This is a genomic window from Nonomuraea sp. NPDC050643, assembly GCF_040654715.1.
GTDB lineage: Bacteria > Actinomycetota > Actinomycetes > Streptosporangiales > Streptosporangiaceae > Nonomuraea.
This window is the reverse complement of record NZ_JBFAIM010000004.1, coordinates 60,814-87,348: the sequence shown is the minus strand read 5'-3', so window position 1 is coordinate 87,348 and position 26,535 is coordinate 60,814. Positions and strand designations below refer to the sequence as shown.

Below are 26,535 nucleotides of genomic sequence, written 5' to 3'. Positions count from 1 at the left end.
CGAGTGGCTTAGCCGACCTTGGAGCGCAGGGCCGACTCGTGCAGGGCCCGGCTCACCAGCCAGCCCCGCAACGAGCCGAGGCTCGGGTCGTAGGACAGGGGGCGCTCCCAGAGCGCGACGAAGACGCTCTGGGTGACCTCCTCGGCGTACGTCTGGCTGCCGGTGACCTTGACGGCGACGCCGTACACGTACGAACCGTGCTGGTCGTAGGCGTCGGCCAGTGCGTCGAGGTCGCCGGCGGTCAGTCGCGCGCACAGTTCCATGTCGCTCATCAGTCGCATCCCAGCGTGGCGGCGGCGCGGATCAGGTCGCGGGCGAGGGACGGATCGCCCTCGGCGGCGTACGGGAAGGAGTCGGGCGGGCACCGGTTGGCCAGCAGCCGGCAGAAGTCCACCGCGTCGGCCGAGATGAGCACGGCGACGTGGTCGGAGGCGGGCGAGAGCGGGATCGTCCAGGTGCCGCCGCCGGGCCCGGTGAGGACCATGGTGGCGGAGACGTCGCGGCGCGGCCCCTTCATCGCGCGGGGCAGCAGCGCGAGGCCGAATTCGGCGATCATGTGCACGTGCTCGGGACGCGGCGGCTCCTTGGACCGCTCGGTGGCGGCCCTGATGTCGTCGGCGTGCGTCCAGGTCTCGAACGTGCGCTGGATCATGGCCTGGCGCAGCGGCGCGCGGGCCGGGCGGGCCCCCGACAGCGTCACCTCGACGCCGAGCAGCACCTCGCTGCTTCTCGACACCCGTTCGAGCAGGGATCCGGCCTGGTCGCGCCAGCGCCGGTGCAGCGGCCCCGGCGCCGAACCGGGCACGCCCAGGAACCTCGCCACGGTGGCGTCGTTGGCCGCCAGATGCTCCACCAGGCCCCTGATCGTGCCGTGCTTGGCGATGGGGGCCTCCCACTGCGGCGCGCTCAGCTCGGCGAGCAGGTCGTCCATGATCGCGACCTGCTCGGCGTACGGCACCGCCACGGAGACCACGCTCATCACGGCCGGCGCGCGGCGGCGGCGTGCCATGGACAGCACGGCCTCGCGCAGGCGGGGCGGCGGCGCGAGGGCCGTCTCGGGCTGGTCGAGCAGTGCGACGGCCGCGCTGCAGTGCGGACACGAGGCGACGTGATCGTCGGGGCACTGCCCGTTGTAGAGGTATGAGTCCGTCATGGCCACCTCCGCAGCCGGCGTCAACCCGGCGGACCCCCTGGCGCCAGGCGGCAGCCGGGGAACGGTGCCAGAAGCGTCTCACGCCAGCGGCCTTCTAGGTAGTCGCGAGCTCGTTTTCCCCAGTCCAGCAGCCGGGAATCGGGCGCCACCTCGTCGTCGAGGCCCAGCGCGGCGTCGCGGGCGCGCTGGGTGGCCAGGTGGTCGTCGAGCGAGACGGCCCAGATGGTGACCGCCTCGGTGTCGCAGAACAGCACCTCGTACAGGCCGACGAGGGTGTGGCCGTGCTCGGCCAGCAGCGGGGCGCGTTCGGTGCGGACGGCCTGTAGGTAGTCGAGGGCGGCTCCGGGGCGTACCTGTGCGCTTTCGAAGAGGTAGAGCTCGGCGGGGGGCGCCTCGGACAGCGGCGGGCAGCCCGGCACGGCGCCGAGCGGCCGGGAGAACGCGGAGAAGCGCAGGTCGTCGATGTCGGACAGGAACAGCCGCTCGTCGACCCCCTGGTAGATCTCCATCATCTGCCGCCAGCCGCCGTCCCAGCCGCCGTGGCAGTCCCAGAGCGTGACGGCCTTGAACTGGGGGTGGCCGGTGATGCCGACCGCGTAGAAGGCGCCCACGAGGTCGATCTCGCGGGACCTGATGGACATGCCGGAGGTGAGCGAGGGCGCGGCGCGGCTCTCGTCCTCGCGTTTGTAGCGGGTCAGCCAGGTGAGGTACTCCAGGGGCTTCCTGGAGTTCATCGGCCGGAAGTCGACCTCCTCGAGCAGGTGGATCGCGCGCCGCACCGTGCCTCCTCTACCAAGCGATTGCTTGGCTTGAGGATAGCGATCAGGTCAGCGCTTGGGAAGGTTGCGGCCCCCGCCCCGTGAGCCACTCCAGGACCCTGCGGTGCCCGGAGGTGGCGTCTTCGAAGTGGCCCCAGTGCCAGTATCGAGGCTGGTCCCGGATGCCGGTCACCCAGGTCCGGTAGGAGACGGAGGCCCCGGTGGTGGCGGGCGCCACGCCGTATGTGCGGATCACGACCTTGCCGCCCGGCGCGAACAGCACGTCGTCGGCGATCGGATACAGGGTCATCTGGTCGAGCATGACCCGATACTCGCGGCACGACGAGGCCGGGCGGTTACGCCTCCGGCGCGCCCCCGTTAAGCGGGCGCGCCGGAGGTAAACACGCTGTTACACGACCAGGCCGTCGAACTCTCCGTCCTTCACCCCGAGCACCAGGGCCCGGATCTCGTCGCGGGTATAGATGAGCGCGGGGCCTTCGGGGAAGCGGGAATTACGCACCGCGATGCCTCCGTCCGGAAGCTCCGCGAGCTCCACGCAGTTGCCCTGCGAGTTGCTGTAGCGGCTCTTGCGCCAGGCGACCTGCGTGAGGTCGGCCGCGGGCATGCCGTTGTAGGTCTGGTTCATCTACATCTTTCTGAGAAGACCGCCGATGAGCTCGACGGTGCCCCCTGGCGTGGTGCTCTCCACGCACAACTGCTCCATCGCCGTGAGGTACGGGTCGATGTCCTCACGTTTGTCCAGGTATAGGGCACCCCAGAGCTGCTCGACGTAGACAACGTCCGACAAGTCGGACTCGGGAAACCGCAAGATGCTGAACGCGCCCCCTTCGGCGGCGTGCTTGCCGAACCTGAAGGGCATCACCTGGATGGTGATGTTGGGAAGAGCGGCGACTTCCAGCAGATGCTGGAGCTGCTCGGACATGACCTCCCGCCCGCCGATGGTCCGCTTGAGCGCCGCCTCATCGATGACGGCCCACAACCGGGGCCCGTCCTTCTGGGTGAAGCGCTCCTGTCGCTGCATGCGCAAGTGCACGCGGCGCTCGATCTTCTCGGGGCTCGCATCGGGGTTGCCGAGCTGGAAGACCGCACGCGCGTACGAGGCCGTCTGCAGCAGGCCGGGCACGAACTGCACCTCATAGGTGCGGATCACGCTGGCGGCCTCCTCCAGGCCGATGTACGTCGTGAACCACGACGGCAGTTCGGCCGAGTACTTGTGCCACCACCCGGGGGTGTTGGCCTCGCGAACCATCTCCAACAGGGCACGGCGCTCGGCATCGTCGACGACGCCGTACAGGGTGAGCAGATCTTCCACGTCACGTGTCTTGAAGCCGACGCGGCCGAGCTCCATACGGCTGATCTTGGACTCGGACGCCCGGATGTGGAATCCGGCCTGAGCCCGGTCGAGGCCGCTGGCTTCACGCAGGCGCCTGAGACTCGCCCCCAGCATGATGCGCCGAACCGTCGAACCGGAACCGGGCGGATCAATGGACACGTGCTGCTCCTTGGTCGTTTCCTTGCGACACGCTTGTATGCACCCCCGGCGGTGCGCACTCGGCGCGGGCCACCGCAGGTAGCGGAGTATGCACCTGACAGTCTGTCACTTCACGGCCGAAAGATCATGGGCCGCGGCCAAGATCCCCTTTCCCCCATATTGACCATTTGAGGGAAACCGTAGCGTGTGCACGGGTTGTCTGCACGTGCATTCGCCCTTGCACCTGCACGAGAGTTTGGCGCAGAATGATCTACGTGCAATCCACCACGGTGCCTGGCCAGTGGACCACGTTCGATTGGTGGCCGCCGATCGGCTGGTGGCCGGAGGCGGCGCGCGATCTCCTGGTCCCAGGTCCGTCCGCGAGCGCCACGTTCGTGCTCCCTCCCACCGCGTCCTCGGTTCACTCGGCCCGCAGCTTCTCCCAGGGCGCCCTGACGGGCTGGGGTCTCGGCGACCTGGCCGAGAACATGGAGCTGGTGGTCTCCGAGCTCGCGACCAACGCGCTGCGCCACGGCCTGTGCCTGGACGACCCACGGCGCGAGCGCACGGTCCACATGTCCCTCGTCCGCCGCGGCCCACTCGTCACCAGCGCCTTCACCGATCCCGGGGCCTCGGTGCCGGTGCTGCGATACCCTGGCCCCCTCGACACCGGCGGCCTCGGCCTCCACATCGTCGAATCGCTCAGTCTCCGCTGGGGCTGGTCCGCGCTCGCGCCACACGGAAAGATCGTCTGGGCAGTCCTCTCCTGACCGGGGGTGATCTGCATTACCGTGGATGCTCATGGCTCACGGTTAGTCCCGCGCGCGACCCCATGAGAGTGCTGACAGATGGAAGATCACCTGCTCGGCTGGCTGCGAACACTAGACGAAGACAGGCTTGGCCGCATCCTGGCGAACAGGCCTGACGCCATCGCCGCGCCCTGGCCCCGGCGGCTCGACACGCTGGCCCAGCGGCTCGGCAACGGGTTCGCGGTGATGGAGACCCTGCGGGAGCTGCCGCTGCCCTGCCTCCAGGTCGCCGAGGCCGCCCTGGCCATGACCCGCCCGACCGCCGAGACCCTGGCCGCCTTCGTGGGCATGCGGACCGACGACGTGGCGCCCTGGCTCGAGCACCTCTGTGACCACGCGCTGGCCTGGCCCGACGACAATGGCGTGATCCACCTGGCCGAAGGGGTCGCGCGCTGGTGGACCGCGCCGCTCAGCCTGGGCGAGCCGCTCGAGCACTACCTCAACTCCTGGTCGATCAGCAACGACGCGCTGCACCTGCTGGCCCGCAACCTGGGCCTGCCCGCCCCGGGCAACAAACGCCGCACGATCGGCCGGGTCATCGAGTCGCTCAGCGACTTCGGCCGCGTCGAGGCCCTGGTGCGCACCGCCCCCGACGGCACCGTCCCGCTGCTCGACCGCTTCGCCTGGGAAGGCCCCACGCTCGACGTCGACGGCGGCAGGTTCGTCACCCCCGGCACACCGGAGAAGTGGTGCGCCGACCACGGTCTGCTCTTCCGGCCGAGCTGGCACGTCGCAGAGATCCCCCGCGAGGTGGCGATCTGCCGGCGCGGCCCCGGCTACCAGCCGCCCTTCCGCCCCGTGGCGCCCGAGGTGGCCACGCTCCCGGTCGACCCGGAAGAGGTCGACCACCTGATGACGCTGGCCGCGCCGCACGTGGTCGAGCGGTGCGCGGCCCTGCTCGACAACACCTCCAAGACGCCGCTGCCGCTGCTCAAGACCGGCGGCGTGGGCGTGCGCGAGGTGCGCAGGGTGGCCAAGGAGACCGGCTGCGACGAGGACGAGACGCGCCTGCTGCTGGAGGTGTGCGCCGTGGCCAGGCTGCTGGCCTGGGACGAGCCGTCGGGCGGCATGATCCCGACCGACCGGTTCGACCGGTGGCGGCTCGACGAGGGCTCGGCCCGGCTTCGGGTGCTCCTGGCGGCGTGGTGGCGGATGGAGCGGTCCTCGCTGCGCAAGGTCGACGGCAAATACGCCACCGTCCTCGGCGACGAGCCGGGCGGCAGCGCGGTCGCCCAGGTGCGCAGGGTCGTGCTGTCGGTGCTGGCCCACCTGCCCGCCGGCACGGCGTTCGCCGACCGCGACAGTCTCATCGCCCACGTACGCTGGCACGCCCCGCTGATCGACCTGCCGCTGCTGCGCGAGTGCGCGCCCCCCGTGCTCGACGAGGCCAGGCTGCTGGGCCTGCTGGCCAACAACGCGCTCACCGACCTCGGCCGGGCCCTGGCCGGCCTCACCGCCAAGCCCGGCAGCGAGAACGACGACGCCGTCCCCATGGTCGAGCACGACCCCATGCTGGCCGAGGCGGCCACGCGGGCGCTGGCCAGCGTGCGCAGGAGCGCGCTGTTCGGGCCCGACCTGACCGCGGTCGTCACCGGGCCGCCGTCGGCCGAGCTGGCCGCGCTCCTCGACCGGGTCGCCGAGCGCGAGTCCCGGGGCGCCGCCTCGGTGTGGCGCTTCACGACCGAGAGCGTGCGCCGGGCGCTCGACCACGGCTACGAGGCCGACGAGCTGCTCGACGAGCTGGCCGCGGTCGGCACGATCCCGCAGCCGCTCGAATACTTCGTCCGCGACACCGCGCGCAGGCACGGCGAGGTGACCGTCATCACCGTGGGCTGCGTCGTGCAGGCCGCCGACCCGGCGCTGCTGGCCGAGATCGCCGCGCACCGGCGGCTGGGCCGGCTTGGCCTGCGGCTGCTGGCGCCCACCGTGCTGGTGAGCGCGGCCCCCGCCGAGCGCACGCTGACCGCGTTGCGCGAGGTCGGCTACTCGCCGGTGCCCGTCTCCGACACCGGGGAGATCACCATTCACCGGGCCAGGGCCGAGGAGCCGCACAACGGCAAGCTCATCCTGCTGCCCGGCGGCCAGGTGGCCGAGCTGTCGGAGTTCCCCGGGCTGGCCGAGCTGGGGGCGCCCCCCTACATGCTGGCCGAGCCGGTGCCCGACCCCTACGAGCACGCCCGCCGCCTGATCACCGCCAACCGTGCCGACGACGGCAAGATCGGGCGCACGTGGGCCGTCATCGGCAGGATGGCGACCCGGCTGCCGACGGCGCAGCAGTCGCTGCTCGGGTTCGTCGTGGACCGGGGCGTGCGCGCCGGGATCACCCTCAACGACGGGCTGACCGCCACGATCAGCCACGGCGAGCTCAAGGGCGGCGCGCTGGACGCCTGGTGCGAGGAGGCAGGCGACTATCTGGAGTTCCCCCTCGCCGAGATCGTCGAGGTGCGGGGCGCCTACTGAAGAGCCTTACTTGAGGGGCTGGGCCTTCTTCAGGTTCGCCACCAGGCCCTCGAGGAAGGCGGCGTAGCCCTGATAGCTGTAGGGCGCCTCGGCGTTCCACGGGTAGAGCTGGCCGGCCTTGACCGCGGGGAGCTTGGCGAAGGTGGGCTTCTTCATCATCTCCTCGGGCTTGAGCGCCTGGGTGCGCGTGTCGTAGAGGATCACGTCGGCGTCGTACTCGTCGGCGTTCTCCCAGCTCAGGGTCTGGAAGAAGCCGCCCTCGTCCACCTTGGAGGGCGTGACGACGTCGAGGCCGGCGCCCGTGAGGTGCACGATGTCCGGGTACTCCGGCGGGTTGACGATCCAGAACGCGTCCGCGCCGCCCGACACCATGAGGATCTTGAGGTCCTTGAACTGGGCCAGCTCCTTGGTGGCGGCCTCCATGCGGGCCTTGGCCTCGGGCACGCCCTGCATGTCGGCGCCGAGGGACTTGGCCAGCTCCTCGTACGTGCCGATCACCTCGGTGGCGCTCTTGCCGGTGAGCATGACGCCCGCGGTCGGGGCGACCTGCTCGATGGTGTCCTTGGACTTCTCGGGCACGTACCAGAGGGTGCCCTTGATGTACATGCTGCTGACCAGGAGGTCGGGCTGGAGCGCGATGTACTGCTCGACGTTGAACTCGTCCCAGACGTTGCCCAGGCCCGTGACCTTGGCGATGTCGACGTTGCCGACCTGCGGGTCCTTGCTGCCGTCCTTGAGCTTGTGCGGGCCGAACACCGCGATCGGGCGCACGCCGAAGTCCCAGAGGGCGGCGGCCGAGCCGACCTGGGCGACGATGCGGCTGGGGATCTTGGGCTGCTCGAGCTTCTTGTCACGGTCGTCGGTGAACGTCCAGGCCCGGGCCGCGGGGGCGGAGGAGGCGCCGCCGGCGGAGGCCGCGGGGGCCGTCGTGTCCGTGCCGCCGCCGCAGGCCGCGAGTGTCAGGGCCGCCGCGAGTCCCGCGGCGCCCGACAGGAAGCCCCTGCGAGCGAGTACCGGTCCCGACATGTGGATCTCCTAAGGTTAGGCTTGCCTTGTCAATGGGCCATTAGATTAGCCTTGCCTAAGTTTGACCGCTATGAGAGGGGGTCGGGTGCGCCCGGCTGAGGACACGGCCGCGGCCGACGACGGCCAGGTGGTGAGCACCGAGCAGACCGGAGGCAAGGCCGAGGGGCGGGCCAAGGGGCGCCCCTCGGTGCTCGTGACCGGACTGGTCGTCACGGTGGGGCTGCTGGCGCTGGTCGCGATGGCCAGCGTGGCCCTGGGCGCGCGGTCGGTGTCGTTCGCCACGGTGATCGACGCCTTCCTGGCCCCGAACGGCTCCAGCGACCACACGGTCATCCGCGAGCTGCGCGTCCCCCGTACGCTGCTCGGCATCGGCGTGGGCGCCACGCTGGGGCTGGCCGGTGCGCTCATGCAGAGCCTGACCCGCAACCCGCTGGCCGACCCGGGGCTGCTGGGCATCAACGAGGGCGCCGCGCTGGGCGTCACGCTCGCGCTCGGGCTGTTCGGGCTGAGCGACCCCACCGTGTACGTGTGGTTCGCCTTCGGCGGCGCCGCGCTGGCCTCCGTCGCGGTCTACGCCCTGGCCTCCGCGGGCCGCTCGGGCTCGAGCCCGGTACGCCTCGCGCTCGCCGGCGTCGCCTTCGGCATGGTCTGCACCGCCGTGGCCTCGGCCATCCTGCGCATGGACGCGCAGACCTTCGACCGCATGCGGTTCTGGCTGACCGGCTCGCTGGCCGGGCAGACGGCCGACACGCTGGTGCGGCTGGCGCCGTTCATGGTGGCGGGGCTGGTGCTGGGTCTGCTGCTGGCCAGGCCGCTCAACATGCTGGCGCTCGGCGACGACGCGGGCAAGGCGCTCGGCGTGGCCGTGAACCGCACGAGGATCCTCACCGGCGTGGCCGTCACGCTGCTGTGCGGCGCGGCCACCGCCGCCGCCGGGCCGCTGTGGTTCGTCGGGCTGATCGTGCCGCACGCCGTGCGCGCCCTGGTGGGGCCCGACCAGCGGTGGGTGCTGCCGTACTCGGCGCTGGCCGCGCCGGTGCTGCTGCTCGGGGCCGACGTGGTGGGCCGGCTCATCGCCCGGCCGGGCGAGGTGCAGGTGGGGATCGTGTGGGCCGTGGTCGGCGCGCCGATCTTCATCCTGCTGGCCAGGCGGAAGCGGGTGGCGGCGCTGTGAACGTCCGCGTCGGAGCCTGGTCCGTACGGCTCGCGCCCCGCGCCCTGCTCGTCACCGCGATCCTCGTCGTGGCCGGCTTCGGGGTCACCGTGGCGGCGCTCTCGACGGGCGAGTTCACCGTGCCCGTCCCCGACATCCTCGACGCGCTCTTCGGCCAGGGCACTCCCGTGGCCGAGCTGATCGTCGGCAAGCTCAGGGCGCCCCGCGTGGTGACCGGGCTGCTGGTCGGCGCCGCCTTCGGGCTGAGCGGGGCCATCTTCCAGAGCCTCACCAGGAACCCCCTGGGCAGCCCCGACTTCATCGGCTTCACCGCCGGCGCCTCCACGGGCGGCATCGTCGCCGTCGTCACCGGCGGCTCCGCCATGATGATCGCGGGCGGCGCGCTGGCGGGCTGCGTCGCGGCGGCGGTGCTGGTGTACGCGCTGGCCTACCGGGGCGGCGTGCAGGGCTACCGGCTCGTCCTGGTCGGCATCGGGGCGAACGCGCTGCTGCTGGCCGTCAACTCGTACCTGCTGACCCGGGCCAACATCAACGACGCCGCCACCGCGGGCGCCTGGCTCACCGGCAGCCTCAGCGGGCGCGGCTGGGACCACGCCGTCCCCGTCGCGCTGGCGCTGGCCGTGCTGCTGCCGCTGTGCGCGTACATCGCCCGGCCGATGCGGATGCTCGAGATGGGCGACGACGCCGCCAAGGCGATGGGGATCAGGGTCGAGCCCGTACGCGCGGCGGCCATCACGGCGGGCGTGCTGCTGGCCGGGGTGGCCACCGCCGCCGCCGGGCCGGTCATCTTCGTCGCCCTGGCCGCCCCGCAGCTCGCCCGGCGGCTCACCCGCTCCCCCGGCGTCACCATGGGCGCCTCCGCCCTGATGGGCGCCGTCCTGCTGACCGGGGCCGACCTGGCCGCGCAGCGGGTGCTCGCGCCCACCCAGCTTCCCGTCGGCGTGCTGACCGCCGCGATCGGCGGCACCTACCTCGTTCTGCTCCTGCGAAAGGACCGTCACTGATGAGCCCTGTCACTGGTCCGACCCCCGAGACCGGCCCGGCGGGGAACCGCCTGTCCGGCACCGGCCTCACCCTCGCCTACGACCAGCGGGTCGTGGCCACGGACCTGACCGTGGCGATCCCGGACGAGTCCTTCACCGTGATCATCGGCCCGAACGCGTGCGGCAAGTCCACCCTGCTGCGGGCCCTGGCCAGGATGCTCAAGCCGAAGACGGGCGCCGTGCACCTCGACGGCAGCGTGATCACCTCGCTGCCGTCGAAGGAGGTGGCGCGGCGGCTGGGCCTGCTGCCGCAGAGCTCGATCGTGCCCGACGGCATCACCGTGGCCGACCTGGTGGCCCGGGGCCGCTACCCGCACCAGCGGCTCATGCGGCAGTGGTCGAAGGCCGACGAGGCGGCCGTGTCCGAGGCCATGCGCGCCACCGACGTGTCCGAGCTGTCCGACCGGATCGTGGACGAGCTGTCGGGAGGGCAGCGGCAGCGGGTGTGGCTGGCCATGGCGCTGGCGCAGGAGACGCCGATCCTGCTGCTGGACGAGCCGACCACGTTCCTCGACATCTCCCACCAGATCGAGGTGCTGGACCTCTGCGCCGACCTGCACGAGGCCGGGCGGACCATGGTGGCCGTGCTGCACGACCTGAACCAGGCGTGCCGGTACGCCACCCACCTCATCGTGATGCGGGCCGGCGAGATCGTCGCCGAAGGGGACCCGACCGAGATCGTCACCCCGGACCTGGTGCACGAGGTGTTCGAGCTGCGCTGCGAGATCATCCAGGACCCGCAGTCGGGCACGCCGCTCATCGTTCCCGAGGCGCGCCGCCGGGTGCTCGCCTGACGATCAGTTCCGCGCCGATCAGTTGCGCGCGCTGAGGGCCCGCGCGACCGTGAGGCTGTCCTCGTAGATGTGGTAGCGGACGATCAGCCCGTCCTCGACGGTGAGATGCAGCGCGAACGGTGAGGTGTACGCCGTGCCGCCGGCCCGTACCGTCTGCGCGATCTCGCCGAACACGACGGCGTGCGCCCCGTCGACGAGGATGCGCGTCACCGACGTGCCGTTCAGCTCGGACACGTGATGGGCCTCCAGCGACCGGAAATGGTCGGCCACATCGGCGCGGCTGGACCGGGGCCGGATCCACGGCACCGCCGGATGCCCCTCGGCGGGCCAGTCGAGCCGCCAGTCGATCGGCTCGGCGAACATGTCCGCGGTGCGCTGGTGATCGCCCTCGGCCATCCTGCGCAGCAGTTCTTCCACGACGTCACGGGTGTCAGTGCTCATGTCGCACACTCTTCCGGTCCGCGGTGCGGGGTGTCGATTACCTCCGAGGTAGGCGCGGAGCCTACGCGGGCAGGTCGCCTCGCCCCGTCAGCGACGCGGCCAGGGTGGTGACGGCCCGCGTCGCGCGGTCCCTGCCGTACGCGTCCGCCAGCGCGCCCGCCGCCTCCGCCCCCACGGCGGCCAGCAGCGCGTGCGACAACGCGTCGGCGTCGCCCCGCGGCCGGGCCTCGGCCAGCAGGATCGCCACATGACGGTGCCAGAACCGGTAGGCGCCGATCCGGTAGCGGGCACCGGGGCTGGCCGTCTCCGACATGCGCACCAGGTCGAGGTGGCCGAACAGATAGTCCAGGTACGCCGCCACGAACGCGCCCAGCCGATCGGCCGCCGGGGCGCCGGGGCCGAGGGGCGGCGGGCCGGACAGGATGAGCTGCTGGAGGTCCCGCTCGCGCGCGTCCAGCAGCGCCGCGGCCAGCCCCGACTTGTCGCCGAACCTGCGGAAGAGCGTGCCCTTGCCCACCCCGGCCGCGGTCGCCACGGCGTCCATGGAGACCGCGTCCACGCCCTGGTCCGCGAACAGGCGGGCGGCCGCGGCCAGCACCTTCTCCCTGTTGCGGGCGGCGTCGGCGCGCTCCTGGGCGGGGCGGCTCAGCAGCGATTCCAGTGAGATCTCCGGCACCATCCGGACTCTAGTCCATTTCCCGCCGTGTGGACCGTGCCAAAAGACCTGGACGGCGGCACATCCGCGGGTGACCCTCTCCCGAATGCTCAGAACACCATTCTCAGGGGGAATTCCATGGACCACGCCGTCGTCATCGGCGCGAGCATGGCGGGGTTGCTCTCCGCGGCGGCCCTGCACCGGCGCTTCGCCCTTGTCACGGTGCTCGACCGTGACACGCTGCCCGCCGCCGACGCCCACCGGAGGGGCGTCGCACAGAGCCGCCACGCGCACGGCCTGCTGGCCAAGGGCCGGGAGGTGATGGACGCGCTGCTGCCGGGCGTCACGGCCGAACTCGTCGCACAGGGGGCCAGCACAGGAGACCTGCAGCGCCAGGCCCGCCACATCCACGCCGGCAAGCGCCTCGCCCGCGGCGACAGCGGCCTGACCGGGCTGCTCGTCAGCCGGCCGCTGCTCGAGGGCCAGGTTCGGCGCCGGGTGAGCGGCCTGTCCGGAGTGCGGGTCCTGCCGAACAGGACCGTCACCGGCCTGCTCTCCCAGGAGGGCCGGGTCACGGGGGTCCGGCTCGCCGACGGTGAGCCGATCCCGGCCGACCTCGTCGTGGACGCGGCCGGTCGAGGGTCGCGCACGCCGTACTGGCTGGGTGAGCTGGGCCATCAGCCGCCGCAGGAGGACCGGGTCACGATCGACCTGCGCTACGGCACCCGCGAGTTCCGCCGCGCCCACGACCATCTCGGCGGGGACCTGGTCGTCGTCATCGGCCCCACACCGGACTCGCCGCGGGGCGGGGTGGCCCTGGCGCTGGAGGACGACCGGTGGATCGTCACCCTGGCCGGGTACGGCGAGGGCCCGCCGCTGGACCTGGCCGGCTTCGCCGGGTACGCGGCCACCCTGCCGGCCCCCGACCTGGGCCACCTGATCAGGAGCGCCGAGCCGATCGGGGAGCCGCGCACGTATCGCAACCCGACCGCGGTCAGGCGGCGTTACGAGCGGCTGAGCCGCTTCCCCGACGGGCTGCTCGTCACCGGGGACGCGGTCTGCGCCTTCAACCCCCTGTACGGCCAGGGCATGACGGTCGCCGCCCTGCAGGCCAAGGCGCTGCTCGACCTGGACCTGCGGCCACTGCCGTACTTCCGGCGGATCGCCGCGGTGGTGGACGCGCCGTGGGAGATCACGGTCGGCGGCGACCTGCGGCTGCCGGGGGTGGAGGGCGGCCTGACGCCGAAGATGCGCATGGTGCACGCCTATCTCGACCGCTTCCACGCGGCCGCCGCTCACGACCCCGAGCTGGCGCGGCGCTTCCTGCGGGTGACGAATCTCTACGACGCGCCGACGTCGCTGATGAGCCCCGTCGCGCTGCTCAGAGTGCTGCGCAACGGCGCACCGCGAGCAGTGCCAGTGCCCGCGTGACCTCGTGCAGCTCCCGCAGCTCGACCTGCTCCCTGGGGGCGTGGGCGAAACGCACGTCCCCGGGGCCGTAGTGCAGGGTCGGGATCCCTCCTGCCGCGTAGAGCCGCAGGTCGCTCCCGTAGGGAGCCGCCGACTCCGCCGGGCGCCGGCCCGCCGTGTCGGCGACGGCCCGGCCGACCTGATCGAGCAGCTCGTGCCCCGCGGGCAGCCGGCCGCTGGCGAACTGCCCGCCCGGCCACGTCACCACCGGCGGGTTGGCCCGCAGCCAGGGATGCGCGACCCCCGCCACCGCCTCCTCGAACGCGGCCCGCGCCACCGCCGGGTCCTCATCCAGCCGCACCCCGAGCCGCCCTTCGGCGATGAGCAGGTCGGGCACCGTGCTGGCCCAGTCGCCCGCGCGCACGGTCCCGACCTCGATCGGGTACGGCAGCGCGTAGTCGCGGAACAGCTCGGGGACGTCGCGGTTGCGCTCGGCCTCCAGGCGCCTGATCGCCTCGAACACCGGCCAGAACACCTCGATCGCGTTGACGCCCTCGACGCGGGTGGCGCCGTGGGCGGCCCGCCCGGCGATCTCCAGCCGGAACGTCAGCGCCCCCGCGTTGGCCGTGATGACCGAGCCGCTGGTGGGCTCGGTGATGACCGCCGCTTCCGCGGTGTGCCCCCTGGCCAGCGTGGCGTACGCGCCCAGCCCGCCGTCCTCCTCGCTGATCACGCAGTGCACGGCCAGCGGCCTGGCCAGCCTGACGCCCGATTTCTTGATCGCCCGCGCCACGGCCACGTTCGCGACGAGGCCGGCCTTCATGTCGCAGGCGCCTCTCCCGAACAGGACGCCGCCGCTGATCCGGGCCGCGAACGGGTCGCTGCCCTCCCACTTGGCCAGGTCGCCGGTGGGCACGACGTCCACGTGGCCTTGGAGTGCCAGCGCGGGCGGGCCCTCGCCGCCGGGGGTGACGGCGGCGACGCCGTATCCCTCGGTCCTCGGTGCCTCGGTGCCGGGGAAGCCGGGGCCGGCCGCCAGGGCGGCGAGATCCAGCTTCCAGACGTCCACGTCCATGCCGGCCTCGGTGAGCAGGCGGGCGTAACGGTGCTGCAGGTCGGACTCGGCATCGGTGCCGGTCACGCTGGGGACCCTGACGGTCTCGGCCAGCAGGCTCACGGTCTCTTCCGCGTCGATGGCGTCGAGGACCCGGGCTTCCACGTCGTGCATGGTGCACACCTTCTCATGAACCCGAAGGGGCCCCTGTGGCGATACAGGTCGTGCGGACATGGGTGAGGACATGGATGAGCTGGATCGTGGTGGCGCCGTTCGCGGCGTGGGCGGCCGTGCGGCTGAGCGGGTTCGAGCCGGACTGGCCGTGGGTGCCAATGGTGGCGTACACGCCGTACGCGGTGTGCGCGGCGGCGCTCGGGCTGGTGCTGGCCTGCGTACTGCGGCGGTGGGCGGCCGGGACGGTCGCGCTCGTGTCGGTGCTGGCGATGACGCCCGCGGTGCTGCCCCGGGCGCTGACCGACGGCAATCCCGACGCCAAGGGGCCGGTGCTGCGGGTGCTGGCGGCCAATCTGCTCATTGGCCTGGCGGACACGGAGGAGCTGATGGCCCTGGTCACCAGGCTGCGGCCGGACGTGCTCACGCTGCAGGAGTTCACTCCGGACGCCAGGCGGCGGCTGGAGGCGGCGGGGCTGCTCCGCGCGCTGCCGCACGCCGTGGCCCATCCGCTGAACGGGGTGGGCGGCTCCGCCGTGTACGCGCGGCATCCGCTGAAGGCCGAGAAGATGATCAAGTTCGGCCCGTTCGGTCAGGCCAGAGCCTGGTTGACGCATCCCGATGGGGCCCGCGTCGAGATCGTCTCGGTGCATCCGTGCGCGCCCAAGCGGATCGGGCGGCAGCCCTGCTGGCTGGCCGGTCTGGAGGCGCTGCCGCGCGGCGGCGGCGCGCTGCGGGTGCTGGCGGGCGACTTCAACGCCACGCTCGACCATCTGCCGATGCGTGATCTGCTGGCGGCCGGCTACCGGGACGCGGCCGACGTGATGGGGCGCGGCTTCCAGGCGACCTGGCCGCAGCCCGGCTCCACGAACTCGACGCCCCGCGTGACGATCGACCACGTGCTGGCGGATTCGCGGATGGCGGTGCGGGAGTTCCAGGTGCTGTCACTGAAGAGGACCGACCACCATCCGGTGTTCGCCGAGCTCAGGCTGCCGTGACCGCCACGTCTGGCTCGGTACGGGGCCGTCGCGCACGCGCCGGCTCGTAAACTTGGCCCTGTGGTAGAGCCCAAGTTCGAGATTCAGATGCTGCACGACCGGGTCATGATCAGGTTGGAGCAGGAGGCCGAGGAGCGGCGCAGCGGCTCCGGGATCGTCATCCCCGCGACGGTCAAGATGGCCAACCGGCTGGCCTGGGGTGAGGTCTGCGGCGTCGGCACGAACGTGCGCTCGGTCAAGGTGGGCGACAAGGTGCTGTTCAATCCCGAGGAGCAGTTCGAGGTCGAGGTGCACGCGAAGGTCTATCTCGTGATGCGCGAGCGCGACCTGCACGCGGTGGCCACCCAGGAGACCGACCACGGCACCGGCCTCTATCTCTGACCCCCCGGCTATGACCCCCGGGCGTTCCGGGTGAACGAGAACCACAGGTCCGCGGCCCACGTCTTGGCGGGCAGGGTCGCGAGCACGCGGGTGATCCCGCCGCCGCGAACGTCGAGCACCGACAGGCGGTAGGCGGTCCCGTGCGCCGTCACGGCGATGACGTGAGACTCGTCCCACCAGCCGAACAGCGCCTGCGGCCGGACGTTCACGCGCCGCGTGATCGTGCCGGTGACCGGGTTCACCAGGCAGAGCCGCTCCTTGAAGCGCGCCGGGCACCACGTGGCCAGCCGCGTGCCCGACGGGGAGAACGCGTCCTCGGGGCCGGTGGGCCGGCCCGCGTCGCGATACGTTCGCACGACCGCGCCGTCGGAGGCGCGGTGGACCCGCAGGCCGGTCCCGTGCCTGGCGATCAGGTTGCCGTCGGGGCTCCACCAGAAGCCGGCATCACGGTGCAGGCCGGAGAGCCTGACCGTGCGCGCCCTCTTGGCCACCACGTCCACGATCGTGAAGCCGAGCACGCTCCCCTTGCGCTCGACGGTGAGTGCGACTCGCTTGGCGTCGCGCGACCATGACACGTAGGAGGCGGTCATGGGCTTTCTGACCGTGGGGATGCGCGTGGCGGTGCCGGTGGCGCGGTCGGTGAGGATGAGGGCGTCATAGCCCGATCGGTACGTCTTGGGCACGCCCGCCGCCAGCCGGCCACCGGGCGCCACGGACACCTCGGCCAGGGTCTTGCCCCACGTGAAGGTGTCGCCGGTCGGGGATCTGAGCGTGGTGCGGCCGGTGCCGAGACCGTAGGCGGTGAGGCGTACCGGATCGCTGGTGTTCTCGCGGTATTTCACCCCGCCGGTGCCGGGCAGCACCAGGTCCGCCCGCGCTGTGGCGGGGGCGGCGAGCGTCAAGGACAGCGCGATGGCGATAGAGGCGATCACGCCCGCAGAATAGACACGGAATCGCGAAATTCCGGGTCTGATACCGACCGGGTCTAGACGTAACGCCGGGCGATCTCGATGAGGTCGAAGCCGAGCGTGCGCAGGCCGAAGTAGACGATCACGCCGGCGACGGCCAGGGTCACGACGAGCACGATGATCCGGACGGTCCAGCCCTGCCGTTTGTACCACTCGGTCCAGGCGTGCAGTGTCCGCTTGCCGAACTCCAGCACCTTGTGGGCCCAGTGGAACTCCGTGGCCAGCACCGCGAGCCCCGCGAACACGACCAGCCAGCCCGGCCCCGGGAACGGCACCATGATCAGGCCGCCCACCACCATGAGAGTGCCGATCACACCGACCACGATCTTCAGCGTGAGCGCCCCCGTGCGGGTGGAGCGGATGCCGTCGAGCCAGCCATGGATGCCGCCGCGGCGCCCGGGCATGTCGGAGCGCCCGGCGGCCTCGTCTTTGATCACGTCGGCATCGCCGGTGTCAGAGCTCTGAATCTGCACAATTCCCCCCGGCAGTCGGTATGCCACCCAGGATACGGCCCGGCGCTACGTGGCCACTTGCAGACGACTAGCAAAACGGCAAACGCGTTAAAGCGTAAAATTTCCTGCCCCGCTAAGCTTCTTCCGGCAAAAATCGGTTAATGTCTGCTATGCCCGATGTTCTGCTGCGCACCGTGACCGGCCCCGTACGTGTGGCCGCCGTCAACGGCGCCGTCCTGCCCCACGAGCACCTGCGCACCGACATGCGCTGGGCGGTCGGCATCGACTCCGACCCGCACCGCTGGCTGGACGAGGAGGCCACGGTCACCGCCGAACTCCGCGAACTCCGCCAGTCGGACGAGCTCGGCCTGGTCGTGGAGCTGAGCTGCCTGGGCATGGGCCGCGACGCCGCCACCCTGGCCCGCATCGCGGCCGGCAGCCGGGTGCCGGTGATCGCGTCGACCGGACTGTTCGCCGAACCCTTCGCCAACGTCGGCGACGAGGACGCGGACGCGCTCACCCGCCGGCTGATGGAGGAGATCTCCAACGGGCTGGACGGGACCGGGGTGTTCCCCGGCGTGATCGGCGAGGTCGGCTCCTGGGGCGCCGAGCCCACGCCGCGCGAGGAGCGCTGCCTGGTCGCCGCCGCCCGCGCGTCCCTGCGCTCGCGCCTGCCCGTCGCCACGCACGGCAAGAACGGCCCGGCGCTGCTGGAGATCCTGCTCGGCCAGACCCTGCCGGCCTCACGTGTGGCCGTCGGGTACGCGGGCGGCGACCTCGGCGCGGCCAGGAAGATCGCCGAGGCGGGCGCGTACGTGAGCCTCGGAAGCCTGGGCCTCGGCCCGGACCAGGCGGCCAGGATCGCGCTCGGCCTCATCGAGGACGGCCACGCCGGACGCGTGCTGCTCAGCACGGGCCTGAGCCGGGTCTCCCAGGCGCAGCGGTACGCCGGGCCCGGCTACGCCCACCTGTTCCACGCGCTGCTGCCGCGCCTGCGCGAGGCGGGCGTGGGCGAGGACGTGATCCGCCTGGTCACGCACGACAACCCACTGCGGTGGCTGACCGACGGCCTGGTTTGACCTCCACCGATGTCAAGGTTGCATACTCCTCGGCATGATCTTCACACAAGCGGAACTCGACTATCTGGCCACGCAACGTCTCGGGCGGCTGGCCACGGCCGCACCTGACGGCCAGGTCCAGAACAACCCGGTCGGCTTCTTCGTGGACGCCGGCAGCGGCACCATCACGATCGGCGGGGGCGCGCTGGGGGCGTCCAAGAAGTTCAGGAACGTCCAGGCGGGGAGCACGGTGTCGTTCGTGGTCGACGACCTGGCCTCGGTGGATCCGTGGGTGGCGCGGGGCATCGAGGTACGCGGCACGGCGGTGGCCTTGACCGACACCGACCCGCCCGTGCCGTACCTCTCCCGGGAGGTCATCCGGATCACGCCCACCAAGATCATCTCGTGGGGGCTGGATGGGTCGCGCGAGAGCCGGACAGTGTGAAAGCTCGCTAGGATCGGGGCTACACGAAGCCTGAGCGGGTGGGGGATGGCGACGGAGCACACGGGCCGAAGCGGGCGCCTGCGCAGGCCGCTCGCCGCCCTGTCACGCCGCAGACCGCTCGACGCGCTGTCGCGCATGAGCCGGCTGGGCGACGTGCCGGTCGTGATCATGCTGGCGTGGGCCGGATGGCTGGCGGTGCCCTGGTCCTTCAGCGGCCTCGCCCAGGCCCGCGCCGCCGCCGCGGCGGCCGCCGCGGACGCCGAGCCGCCCCGCCTGCAGATCCCCGCCGACACCCAACCGCCCCTGACCGACTCGGGCGTGCAACTCCTCACCGGGTCCGGCCCCGGGGTCGGCCCTGCCGAGCCGCATCGCGTGCCCGCCCAGACTCAGGCGACGGCCGGCGGGCGGCACGGCACGGCGGCCTGGGGCATCCCCGCCACCCAGGCCATCCCGTTCAAAACCCTGCGCCCCTGCGAACCCACCCCCAACGAGCCTGCCTCCAACGCGCCTGCCCCCTGCGACCCTGCCCGCTTCGACCCCGCCCGCTTCGACCCTGCCCGCTTCGACCCTGCCCGCTTCGACCCTGCCCGCTTCGACAGCGCGGTGGAGGCCGTGGCGAGAGAGCGGGCCAGGATCGCCGGGGAGGTGCATGACGTGGCCGGGCATGGGCTGGCGGCCATCGCGCTGCAGGCCGGGATCGCGCTCGTCACGCTCGACGACGATCCCGAGCAGGCACGGGCCTCCCTCCAGGCGATCAAGGAGACCAGCACGGCCGCGCTGGCGCAGTTGCGGGCGGCACTCGACGGCATCGACCCGCCGGGCGGCGGCCTGCCGAGCCTCCTCGACGGCATCCGGGCGGCCGGGCTCCCGGTGGACGTCGAGCCGGCCGAGCTCACCGTGCCCGCCCACCTGCGGGACACCGTCTACCGGGTGGTGCGCGAGTCGCTCACCAACGTGCTGCGGCACGCGGGCCCGACCAGAGCACTGGTGCGCCTGACCCAGAACGGCCAGGAGTTCGTCCTGGAGGTGGCAGACCGAGGCGCGGGCCCGTCGGACGCGACCGGCACGGTGGGTGCGGCCGGCGCGGCGGATGTGTCGGGTGGTGCCGAGGGGCGTGGGCTGGCCGGAATGCGCGCCAAGGTGACGGAGGCGGGCGGCCACCTCACCGCCGGGCCTCGGGAGGGCGGCGGCTTCCACGTGATCGCCACGTTCCCACAGGTCCCGAACGCCGGCGCACACGTGACCGCCGGGTTCTCACAGGTCCCGGATGGCGGCGCGCACGTGGCCGCCTGGCCTCCGCAGGTCTCGGCGTGACCGGCCGCCCGGGCGAGACACGCCGGGCGGGTTCCAGCGCCTCCGACCCCGACAACGACCGCGACGGAACACCGCAGACACCCCGCCAAGACCTCGGTCGGCCCCAAAGGGCGCCCGCCCGAGACCACCGCGAAGCGTCGGAGCATCCCGCCGCAGAGCCCAGCCGCGCACCGGACGCGGGCGACGGTGAGCCCGGTGGGGTGATCAGGGTGGCCATTGCGGATGATCAGGCGGTTGTGCGGATGGGGTTGCGGGCGCTGCTGGAGCGCGAGCCCGGGATGGAGTGTGTGGGTGAGGCGGGTGATGGGCGGGCGGCGCTGGCGTTGATCCTGCGCACCCGGCCCGACGTGCTGCTGCTCGACATCCGCATGCCCGGCATGGACGGCCTGGCCACCTTGCGGGCCATCGCCGCGGACCCCGGGCTGCGCGGCACCAGGATCGTGGTGGTGACGACGTTCGCCGTGAACGAGTACGTCTTCGCCGCCCTCCAGGCCGGGGCCAGCGGCTTCGTGCTCAAGGACAGCGCCCCCGACGAGCTGGTCAACGCCGTGCGCGTGGTGGCCGCCGGTGAGGCGTTGCTGTCACCGGCGATCACCAGGAAGGTCATCGGCATGTTCGGCCGGCACGGCATGGAGCCGGTCGAAGGGCTGGAGACGCTCACCCGCCGCGAGCGGGAGCTGGCGGCCTGGGTGGCCACCGGCATGTCGAACGAGGAGATCGCCAAGGAGCTGACGATCAGCCCCGACACCGTGCGCACCCACGTCAGCCGGGCCATGGTCAAGCTGCACGCCAGGGATCGGGCCCAGCTCGTGGTGTTCGCGATGCGGGCGGGCCTGACCGTCTAGAGCCACCGACCGGCCGAACCCGGCCGCCAGGAGCCGGCTATCTGAGGAAGCCCTCGTAGTTGCGCTGCTGGAGCTGGGACTCGATCTGCTTGACGGTCTCCAGGCCGACGCCCACCATGATCAGCACGCTGGTCCCCCCGAACGGGAAGTTCTGCTGCGTGCCCGGATCCTTGAGTATCGCGAACGCCACCAAGGGCAGCAGCGCCAGCACCCCCAGGTACACCGCCCCAGAGGCGGTCAGCCGGGACAGCACGTACGCCAGATACTCCGCCGTGGGCCGCCCGGGCCGGATCCCGGGTACGAACCCCCCGTACCTGCGCATGTTGTCCGCCACCTCCACCGGGTTGAAGGTGATCGACACGTAGAAGTAGGCGAACCCGGCGATGAGCAGCACGTACACGGCCATGTAGAGCGGATGGGCCCCCGAGGTGAGGTTGAGCTCCACCCACGTCCTGGCCGACTCGCCCAGCAGCGGCGCGGCCAGCGTCGGCAGGTAGAGCAGCGACGTGGTGAAGATGACCGGCACGATCCCCGCCTGGTTCACCTTGAGCGGGATGTACGTGCTGCTCCCCCCGTACATGCGCCGCCCCACCAGCCGCTTGGCGTACTGCACGGGGATGCGCCGCTGTGCCTGCTCCACGAACACCACGGCCGCCACCAGGAACAGCCCGGAGACGAGCATCACCACGAAGCTCACCGGGCTCAGCACGAAGATCTTGGACATGTACGCCGGGAAGACGGCGACGACCTGCGTGAACATCAGGATCGACATGCCGTTCCCGATCCCCCGGTCGGTGATCAGCTCGCCCAACCACATGACCACGCAGGCGCCCGCGACCATGGTCACCACGAGCACCAGCACGGCGAGCAGCCCCTCGTCGCGCAGCAGCGGGCGCGGGCAGCCGGGGAGCAACTGGCCGGCGCGGGCGAGCGTGACGATCGTGCCCGCGTTCAGGACGGCGAGGCCGACGGTCAGGTAGCGGGTGTACTGGGTGATCTTGGCCTGACCGCGGTTGCCCTCCTTCCTGAGCAGCTCCAGGCGGGGCACCATGACGGCGAAGAGCTGCATGATGATGCTGGCCGTGATGTACGGCATGACGCCAAGGGCGAACACCGAGAGCTGCAGCATCGCGCCCCCGCTGAGCATCTGCACCATGTCGAACACGCCGCCCTTGGCGGACCCCACGCACTCCCGCACGGTCACCACGTCCACCCCGGGCGCGGGCATGACCTGCCCCAGCCGGAACAACGCGATGAGCCCAAGGGTGAACAGCAGTTTCCCGCGCAGTTCCGGTATCCGGAACGCCCTGGCGAAGACGGTCAGCATGAGCATGAAGTCTGGTCGCGGGAGCCCGGGAGGTCGTCCGCGCGGAAGAGGCACCGGTGTACGCAAATCCGCGTACGCCGGTGCCTAGGGTGGTCCGCATGAGCACTGTCTGGGTGATCAGCGGGCCGCCGGGCGCGGGCAAGTCCACGGTGGCGGCCGAGCTGCTCGCCCGCCTGTCCCCCGTGCCCGCCCTGCTCGACAAGGACACCGTGTACGGCGGCTTCGTGGCCGAGGTGCTGCGCGGCCACGGCCGGCCGGACGGCGAGCGCGAGGGCCCCTGGTACGACGAGCATGTCAAACGCCACGAGTACGCGGGCCTGACCAGGCTGGCCAGGCAGATCCGCGGGCACGGCTGCCCGGTGCTGCTCGACGGCCCGTTCACCACGCAGGTGCACGACGCGGCCGTGTGGGCGCGGTGGGTGGCGGAGCTGGGCGGCCCGCCGGTGCGCCTGGTGTGGCTGCGCTCCGACGGGCCGACCCTGCGCGAGCGCCTTCTGGCCAGGGGGTTCGCCAAGGACGCGGGCAAGCTGGCGGCGTTCGAGGACTATCTCAGGAACATCCGGGTGGACGAGCCGCCGGTCGTACCGCATGTGGAGATCGACAACCGGCGCGGCGCGCCGCCGGTGGGCGGGCAGCTCACGGCGGCGGGTATACCGCCGCGAACACGGCGGCCAGCCGGGGAACGAGCCGGGTGAAGGCGCCCTCCTCGTAGGTGGCACCGGGCTGGTTGGCGAGCTGCTGGGAGATCACTCCGGCGATCAGGCTGGCGGCCAGGGCCAGGCCCTCCTCCCCCGCCGCGTCAGGGTGCAGCTCGCCGCGCTCGACGGCGTCGCCGATCAGCGTGGCGAAGTGCTCGTGGATGGCCAGAGCGGGCGCGTACGACTCCGGCGAGGGCGTGAACCCGGGCACCGGCCGCCAGAACAGCAACTGCGCCAGCACCTGGTTGTCCATGATCCACCGGGCGCCGGCCTCCAGTGAGGCCCCCATGCCGCGCAGCCCCGGCTCGCCCGGCCCGCGCACGGCGGCCAGGTAGCCCTCCTGCCCCACCTTGAACAGCGCGTCGTAGACCGCGTGCCGGGACGGGAAGTATTTGTACAGCGACGGCGGCCGGACGCCCAGCCTCCTGGCCACGGTGGCCAGGCTCAGCCCGCCGACCCCCTCCTCCGCCATGACCTCGAGCGCGATGCCGAGGATCTCGGCCTGCGTCTCGGCTCTGCGGCGCGTTCTGCGATCCATGATGTATAGCTTAAGCTAATGCTCGTAGCCAGAGCTATGGGAGTGAGGGACATGTCGCGCGACATCGAGCTGACCGGACTGCGGCAGAACAACCTCAAGGACGTGTCACTGCGCCTGCCCAAGGAGCGGCTCACGGTGTTCACCGGCGTGTCGGGCTCGGGCAAGTCGTCGATCGTGTTCGGCACCATCGCGACGGAGTCGCAGCGGCAGCTCAACGAGACGTTCAGCGCGTTCGTCCGGCACCGGCTGCCCAAGCACGAGCGTCCCAGGGCCGAGCGCATGAGCAACCTCACGGCCGCCGTCGTCGTGGACCAGAAGCCGGTCGGCGGCGGAGCCCGTTCGACCGTGGGGACGATGACCGAGGTGCACGCCCTGCTGCGGGTGCTGTTCTCGCGGCGCGGCGAGCCGTCGGCCGGCCCCGCCACGGCCTACAGCTTCAACGACCCGCAGGGCATGTGCCCGGGATGCGACGGCCTGGGCAGGAGGGTGGAGCTGGACCTCGACGCGCTCATCGACCCCGGCCTGTCGCTCAACCAGGGCGCGCTGGCCCTGCACCCGGTGGGCACGGCGCCCTGGCAGATCTACGCCACCTCGGGCCTGTTCGACCCCGACAAGCCGCTGGGCGACTTCACCGCGAAGGAGCGCGAGCTGCTGCTGTACGGCAGCGGCTTCAAGGTCAGGCGCGGCGACTACCGCAGCACCTACGAGGGCGTGGCCGTCCGCTTCGACCGGCTCTACCTCAAGCGCGCCCGCGAGCAGGTGGACGAGGAGGCCCGCCCGTACGTCCGCGAGCGCACCTGCGCGACCTGCGGCGGGGCCAGGCTCAACGCCGCCGCCCTGGCCTCGCGGATCGACGGCCGCAACCTGGCCGACCACTGCGCGATGGAGGTCACCGACCTCATCGAGGTGCTCGAGCGGCTGCACGACCCGGTCGCGGAGGCGGCCGTCGAGTCGCTGCGCAGGATCGACACCATCGGGCTGGGCTACCTGAGTCTCGGCCGTGAGACGCCGACGCTGTCGGGCGGCGAGGCGCAGCGGCTCAAGACCGTGCGCAACCTGGGCAGCAGCCTGACCGGCATGACCTACATCTTCGACGAGCCCAGCGTCGGCCTGCACCCGCGCGACGTGCACCGCCTCGCCGACCTGCTGGTCGAGCTGCGCGACAAGGGCAACACGGTGCTGGTGGTCGAGCACGACCGCGACCTGATCGCGCTGGCCGACCACGTCGTGGACATGGGCCCCGGCGCGGGCGCCGAGGGCGGGCGCGTGGTGTTCGAGGGCACGGTGGCGGGGCTGACCGGCGGCCCCACGCTGACCGGCCGGATGCTGCGGCGCACGACCGGGCTCAAGGAACGCGTACGCGAGCCGGCCGGCTGGCTGACCGTGGCGGGCGCGAACGCCCACAACCTCAAGGACGTCACGGTGGGCGTCCCGCTCGGCGTGCTCACCGCCGTCACCGGGGTGGCCGGGTCGGGCAAGAGCACGCTGATGCGGCGCGAGCTCGTCGCGCGGCATCCCGGCGCGATCCTCGTCGACCAGTCGGCCATCGCCGCCTCGCCCCGATCGACGCCGGCCACCTACCTGAACGCCATGAACCCGCTGCGCAGGATGTTCGCCGAGGCCGGCGGCAGGTCGCCGGGGCTGTTCAGCTTCAACTCGGCCGGCGCGTGCCCGGTGTGCAAGGGGCGGGGCGAGATCAAGACGGACCTGGCGTTCATGGACCCGGTGACGCGGGTGTGCGACGCGTGCGGGGGCAGCCGGTACAACGACGAGGCGCTGTCGTACACGGTGGCGGGGCGGACGGTCGCGGACGTGCTGGCGATGACGGCGAACGAGGCGGCGCGGGCGTTCGAGTTGCCGGGCGTGGCCCGGCTGGGCGAGCTGGGGCTGGGCTACCTGACGCTCGGGCAGCCGCTGACCACGCTGTCGGGCGGGGAGCGCCAGCGGCTGAAGCTGGCGCACCGGCTACGCGAGCGCGGCCGGCTGTACGTCTTCGACGAGCCGACCACCGGGCTGCACATGGCGGACGTGGACACGCTGCTGGCGCTGCTCGACCGGCTCGTCGACGAGGGCAACACGGCCGTCGTGGTGGAGCACGACCTCGACGTGGTCAAGCACGCCGACTGGGTGATCGACCTCGGCCCGGAGGCCGGGCAGCACGGGGGCCGGGTGGTGTTCGAGGGCACGCCGACCGACATGACCGAAGCATCCACCTATACGGCGAAATATCTCGTTAAGTCACTCGATAGTCGTCGTCACGGGCGTCCATGATCGCCATGTGGCCCGGCAGGTGGCCGATCGCGTACTCGACGCCGCTGGCCATGATCGCCGCCTGCGGCGTCACCCCGCAGGCCCAGAACAGCGGCACCTCCCCCGCCCGCACCTCCACCGGGTCGCCGTAGTCGGGCCGGGCCAGGTCGTCGATGCCGATCGCGGCGGGGTCGCCCACCTGCACCGGCGCGCCATGCACCATCGGGTAGCGGCCGCTCACCTCGACCGCGATCTCCACCAGCGCCTCGGGCACCGGCCGCATCGACACGACCAGCGGCCCCGACAGGCTGCCGGTGGCCTCGCAGGGGACGTCGGTGACGTACATCGGCACATTCGTCCCCAGCTCCAGGTGCCGCACCGGCACACCGGCGGCCAGCAGCGCCCGCTCGAAGGTGAAGCTGCAGCCGATGAGGAACGGCACCAGGTCCTCGCGCCACTCCGCCACCACGTCCCCGAGGTCGGCGACCGCCTCCCCGTCGCGGTAGAGCCGGTACGCGGGCAGGTCCGTCCGCAGGTCGCCGGCGAAGAGCGAGGTGGACCACGACCCCGGCTCCCCCACGTCGAGCACGGGACACGCCTGGGGGTTGCGATGGGCGAACAGCAGCAGCTCGTACCTCAGCCGGGCGGGTACGGCGATCAGGTTGGCCTGCGTCCAGCCCCGGCACCAGCCCGCGGTGGGCACCCGCTCGCCGCTTCGGAAGCGCTCCCGCGCCTGCGCGGGGCTCAGGTCGGCGACGTCCACCCCTTGACAGTAGGGCGGGCCGCGTTCAATGGTCCACCTCTTGGGTAGCGGGTTTCCC

General features: G+C 71.9%; 29 protein-coding genes. 14 read left to right on the top strand and 15 right to left on the bottom strand.

From position 1 onward, the window contains the following. Positions 1 to 8: 8 nt before the first annotated feature. The 6 genes from AB0I15_RS06315 to AB0I15_RS06290 all read right to left on the bottom strand — a co-directional run bounded on the left by AB0I15_RS06315 (position 9) and on the right by AB0I15_RS06290 (position 3,379). Complete coding sequence (locus AB0I15_RS06315; protein ID WP_358090995.1) at positions 9 to 272, bottom strand: sigma factor; 264 nt, start codon at positions 270 to 272, stop codon at positions 9 to 11. Then, positions 272 to 1,153, bottom strand: a complete 882-nt coding sequence (locus tag AB0I15_RS06310; protein ID WP_358090993.1) for a maleylpyruvate isomerase family mycothiol-dependent enzyme — start codon at positions 1,151 to 1,153, stop codon at positions 272 to 274. The genes AB0I15_RS06315 and AB0I15_RS06310 overlap by 1 nt, the downstream gene beginning before the upstream one ends. 20 nt (positions 1,154 to 1,173) lie before the next feature. Next, a complete protein-coding gene (locus tag AB0I15_RS06305) occupies positions 1,174 to 1,932 on the bottom strand; it encodes a hypothetical protein (RefSeq protein ID WP_358090990.1) in 759 nt (252 codons plus the stop codon). A 43-nt stretch (positions 1,933 to 1,975) separates the two neighbouring features. Continuing rightward, positions 1,976 to 2,221 (bottom strand): hypothetical protein, encoded by a 246-nt coding sequence (locus AB0I15_RS06300; RefSeq protein ID WP_358090987.1) that lies wholly within the window; start codon positions 2,219 to 2,221, stop codon positions 1,976 to 1,978. Between the two features lie 99 nt (positions 2,222 to 2,320). Then, positions 2,321 to 2,557, bottom strand: coding sequence for a DUF397 domain-containing protein (locus tag AB0I15_RS06295; RefSeq protein ID WP_358090985.1), 237 nt, complete (start codon positions 2,555 to 2,557; stop codon positions 2,321 to 2,323). Beyond that, a complete protein-coding gene (locus tag AB0I15_RS06290; RefSeq protein WP_358091574.1) occupies positions 2,558 to 3,379 on the bottom strand; it encodes a helix-turn-helix transcriptional regulator in 822 nt (273 codons plus the stop codon). It abuts the gene before it with no gap. A 290-nt stretch (positions 3,380 to 3,669) separates the two neighbouring features. On the opposite strand from AB0I15_RS06290, the gene AB0I15_RS06285 reads away from it, so the two are divergent. Together AB0I15_RS06285 and AB0I15_RS06280 are read left to right on the top strand one after the other, a co-directional pair. After that, positions 3,670 to 4,173 (top strand): ATP-binding protein, encoded by a 504-nt coding sequence (locus AB0I15_RS06285; protein WP_358090982.1) that lies wholly within the window; start codon positions 3,670 to 3,672, stop codon positions 4,171 to 4,173. Between the two features lie 78 nt (positions 4,174 to 4,251). Next, entirely contained in the window at positions 4,252 to 6,672 is a 2,421-nt protein-coding gene (locus AB0I15_RS06280; protein WP_358090979.1) for a helicase-associated domain-containing protein, read from the top strand. Positions 6,673 to 6,678: 6 nt separating this feature from the next. Here AB0I15_RS06280 and AB0I15_RS06275 read toward each other — a convergent pair whose 3' ends face one another. Then, the gene (locus AB0I15_RS06275) at positions 6,679 to 7,698 is read right to left on the bottom strand and encodes an ABC transporter substrate-binding protein (protein WP_358090976.1); all 1,020 of its coding nucleotides are present in this window, start codon (positions 7,696 to 7,698) and stop codon (positions 6,679 to 6,681) included. A gap of 85 nt (positions 7,699 to 7,783) precedes the next feature. Between AB0I15_RS06275 and AB0I15_RS06270 the strand changes: the two genes are divergently transcribed. From AB0I15_RS06270 to AB0I15_RS06260, 3 genes are read left to right on the top strand one after another with little or no spacing between them, the layout of a single operon-like run. Then, on the top strand, positions 7,784 to 8,872 hold the full coding sequence (locus AB0I15_RS06270; protein WP_358090973.1) for an iron ABC transporter permease: 1,089 nt from the start codon (positions 7,784 to 7,786) through the stop codon (positions 8,870 to 8,872). Next, entirely contained in the window at positions 8,869 to 9,876 is a 1,008-nt protein-coding gene (locus AB0I15_RS06265; RefSeq protein ID WP_358090970.1) for an iron chelate uptake ABC transporter family permease subunit, read from the top strand. Before AB0I15_RS06270 ends, AB0I15_RS06265 begins: the two co-directional genes overlap by 4 nt. Continuing rightward, positions 9,876 to 10,709, top strand: coding sequence for an ABC transporter ATP-binding protein (locus tag AB0I15_RS06260; protein WP_358090968.1), 834 nt, complete (start codon positions 9,876 to 9,878; stop codon positions 10,707 to 10,709). The genes AB0I15_RS06265 and AB0I15_RS06260 overlap by 1 nt, the downstream gene beginning before the upstream one ends. A gap of 18 nt (positions 10,710 to 10,727) precedes the next feature. On the opposite strand, the gene AB0I15_RS06255 is transcribed toward AB0I15_RS06260, so the two are convergent. Both AB0I15_RS06255 and AB0I15_RS06250 read right to left on the bottom strand, forming a co-directional pair. Next, a complete protein-coding gene (locus tag AB0I15_RS06255; RefSeq protein ID WP_358090965.1) occupies positions 10,728 to 11,150 on the bottom strand; it encodes a nuclear transport factor 2 family protein in 423 nt (140 codons plus the stop codon). 61 nt (positions 11,151 to 11,211) lie between these two features. Beyond that, positions 11,212 to 11,826 (bottom strand): helix-turn-helix domain-containing protein, encoded by a 615-nt coding sequence (locus AB0I15_RS06250; protein WP_358090962.1) that lies wholly within the window; start codon positions 11,824 to 11,826, stop codon positions 11,212 to 11,214. A gap of 117 nt (positions 11,827 to 11,943) precedes the next feature. Between AB0I15_RS06250 and AB0I15_RS06245 the strand changes: the two genes are divergently transcribed. Next, positions 11,944 to 13,236 carry an FAD-binding monooxygenase gene (locus tag AB0I15_RS06245; RefSeq protein WP_358090959.1) on the top strand — a complete coding sequence of 431 codons (1,293 nt, stop codon included), beginning with the start codon at positions 11,944 to 11,946 and terminating at the stop codon, positions 13,234 to 13,236. Here the strand turns inward: AB0I15_RS06245 and AB0I15_RS06240 are convergent. Continuing rightward, on the bottom strand, positions 13,187 to 14,443 hold the full coding sequence (locus tag AB0I15_RS06240) for an ArgE/DapE family deacylase (RefSeq protein WP_358090957.1): 1,257 nt from the start codon (positions 14,441 to 14,443) through the stop codon (positions 13,187 to 13,189). The genes AB0I15_RS06245 and AB0I15_RS06240 overlap by 50 nt on opposite strands. A 74-nt stretch (positions 14,444 to 14,517) precedes the next feature. On the opposite strand from AB0I15_RS06240, the gene AB0I15_RS06235 reads away from it, so the two are divergent. Both AB0I15_RS06235 and AB0I15_RS06230 read left to right on the top strand, forming a co-directional pair. Continuing rightward, positions 14,518 to 15,438 carry an endonuclease/exonuclease/phosphatase family protein gene (locus tag AB0I15_RS06235; RefSeq protein ID WP_358090954.1) on the top strand — a complete coding sequence of 307 codons (921 nt, stop codon included), beginning with the start codon at positions 14,518 to 14,520 and terminating at the stop codon, positions 15,436 to 15,438. A gap of 60 nt (positions 15,439 to 15,498) precedes the next feature. Further along, entirely contained in the window at positions 15,499 to 15,819 is a 321-nt protein-coding gene (locus AB0I15_RS06230) for a co-chaperone GroES (RefSeq protein ID WP_103957875.1), read from the top strand. An 8-nt stretch (positions 15,820 to 15,827) separates the two neighbouring features. On the opposite strand, the gene AB0I15_RS06225 is transcribed toward AB0I15_RS06230, so the two are convergent. Next, positions 15,828 to 16,751, bottom strand: a complete 924-nt coding sequence (locus AB0I15_RS06225) for a hypothetical protein (protein ID WP_358090951.1) — start codon at positions 16,749 to 16,751, stop codon at positions 15,828 to 15,830. A gap of 53 nt (positions 16,752 to 16,804) precedes the next feature. Further along, positions 16,805 to 17,224 (bottom strand): TIGR02611 family protein, encoded by a 420-nt coding sequence (locus AB0I15_RS06220; protein ID WP_358090948.1) that lies wholly within the window; start codon positions 17,222 to 17,224, stop codon positions 16,805 to 16,807. A gap of 185 nt (positions 17,225 to 17,409) precedes the next feature. Here AB0I15_RS06220 and AB0I15_RS06215 point away from each other — a divergent pair, with 185 nt between their 5' ends. The 4 genes from AB0I15_RS06215 (at position 17,410) to AB0I15_RS06200 (ending at position 20,901) form a co-directional block, all read left to right on the top strand. Continuing rightward, positions 17,410 to 18,318, top strand: coding sequence for an aryldialkylphosphatase (locus tag AB0I15_RS06215; protein WP_358090945.1), 909 nt, complete (start codon positions 17,410 to 17,412; stop codon positions 18,316 to 18,318). Between the two features lie 34 nt (positions 18,319 to 18,352). Next, the gene (locus AB0I15_RS06210; protein WP_358090942.1) at positions 18,353 to 18,742 is read left to right on the top strand and encodes a PPOX class F420-dependent oxidoreductase; all 390 of its coding nucleotides are present in this window, start codon (positions 18,353 to 18,355) and stop codon (positions 18,740 to 18,742) included. A gap of 45 nt (positions 18,743 to 18,787) precedes the next feature. Further along, positions 18,788 to 20,056, top strand: coding sequence for a histidine kinase (locus AB0I15_RS06205; RefSeq protein WP_358090939.1), 1,269 nt, complete (start codon positions 18,788 to 18,790; stop codon positions 20,054 to 20,056). A 200-nt stretch (positions 20,057 to 20,256) separates the two neighbouring features. Next, positions 20,257 to 20,901, top strand: coding sequence for a response regulator transcription factor (locus tag AB0I15_RS06200; protein ID WP_358090936.1), 645 nt, complete (start codon positions 20,257 to 20,259; stop codon positions 20,899 to 20,901). A 37-nt stretch (positions 20,902 to 20,938) separates the two neighbouring features. On the opposite strand, the gene secY is transcribed toward AB0I15_RS06200, so the two are convergent. Beyond that, entirely contained in the window at positions 20,939 to 22,228 is a 1,290-nt protein-coding gene (gene secY, locus AB0I15_RS06195) for a preprotein translocase subunit SecY (RefSeq protein WP_358090933.1), read from the bottom strand. Between the two features lie 98 nt (positions 22,229 to 22,326). On the opposite strand from secY, the gene AB0I15_RS06190 reads away from it, so the two are divergent. Then, complete coding sequence (locus AB0I15_RS06190) at positions 22,327 to 22,923, top strand: ATP-binding protein (protein WP_358090930.1); 597 nt, start codon at positions 22,327 to 22,329, stop codon at positions 22,921 to 22,923. Here AB0I15_RS06190 and AB0I15_RS06185 read toward each other — a convergent pair. Beyond that, positions 22,865 to 23,464, bottom strand: coding sequence for a TetR/AcrR family transcriptional regulator (locus tag AB0I15_RS06185; RefSeq protein WP_358090927.1), 600 nt, complete (start codon positions 23,462 to 23,464; stop codon positions 22,865 to 22,867). The genes AB0I15_RS06190 and AB0I15_RS06185 overlap by 59 nt on opposite strands. A gap of 51 nt (positions 23,465 to 23,515) precedes the next feature. Between AB0I15_RS06185 and AB0I15_RS06180 the strand changes: the two genes are divergently transcribed. Next, complete coding sequence (locus tag AB0I15_RS06180) at positions 23,516 to 25,735, top strand: excinuclease ABC subunit UvrA (protein ID WP_358090925.1); 2,220 nt, start codon at positions 23,516 to 23,518, stop codon at positions 25,733 to 25,735. On the opposite strand, the gene AB0I15_RS06175 is transcribed toward AB0I15_RS06180, so the two are convergent. Further along, positions 25,698 to 26,477, bottom strand: coding sequence for a putative hydro-lyase (locus AB0I15_RS06175; protein WP_358090922.1), 780 nt, complete (start codon positions 26,475 to 26,477; stop codon positions 25,698 to 25,700). The two genes, AB0I15_RS06180 and AB0I15_RS06175, sit on opposite strands and share 38 nt — an antisense overlap. Positions 26,478 to 26,535: the final 58 nt, after the last annotated feature.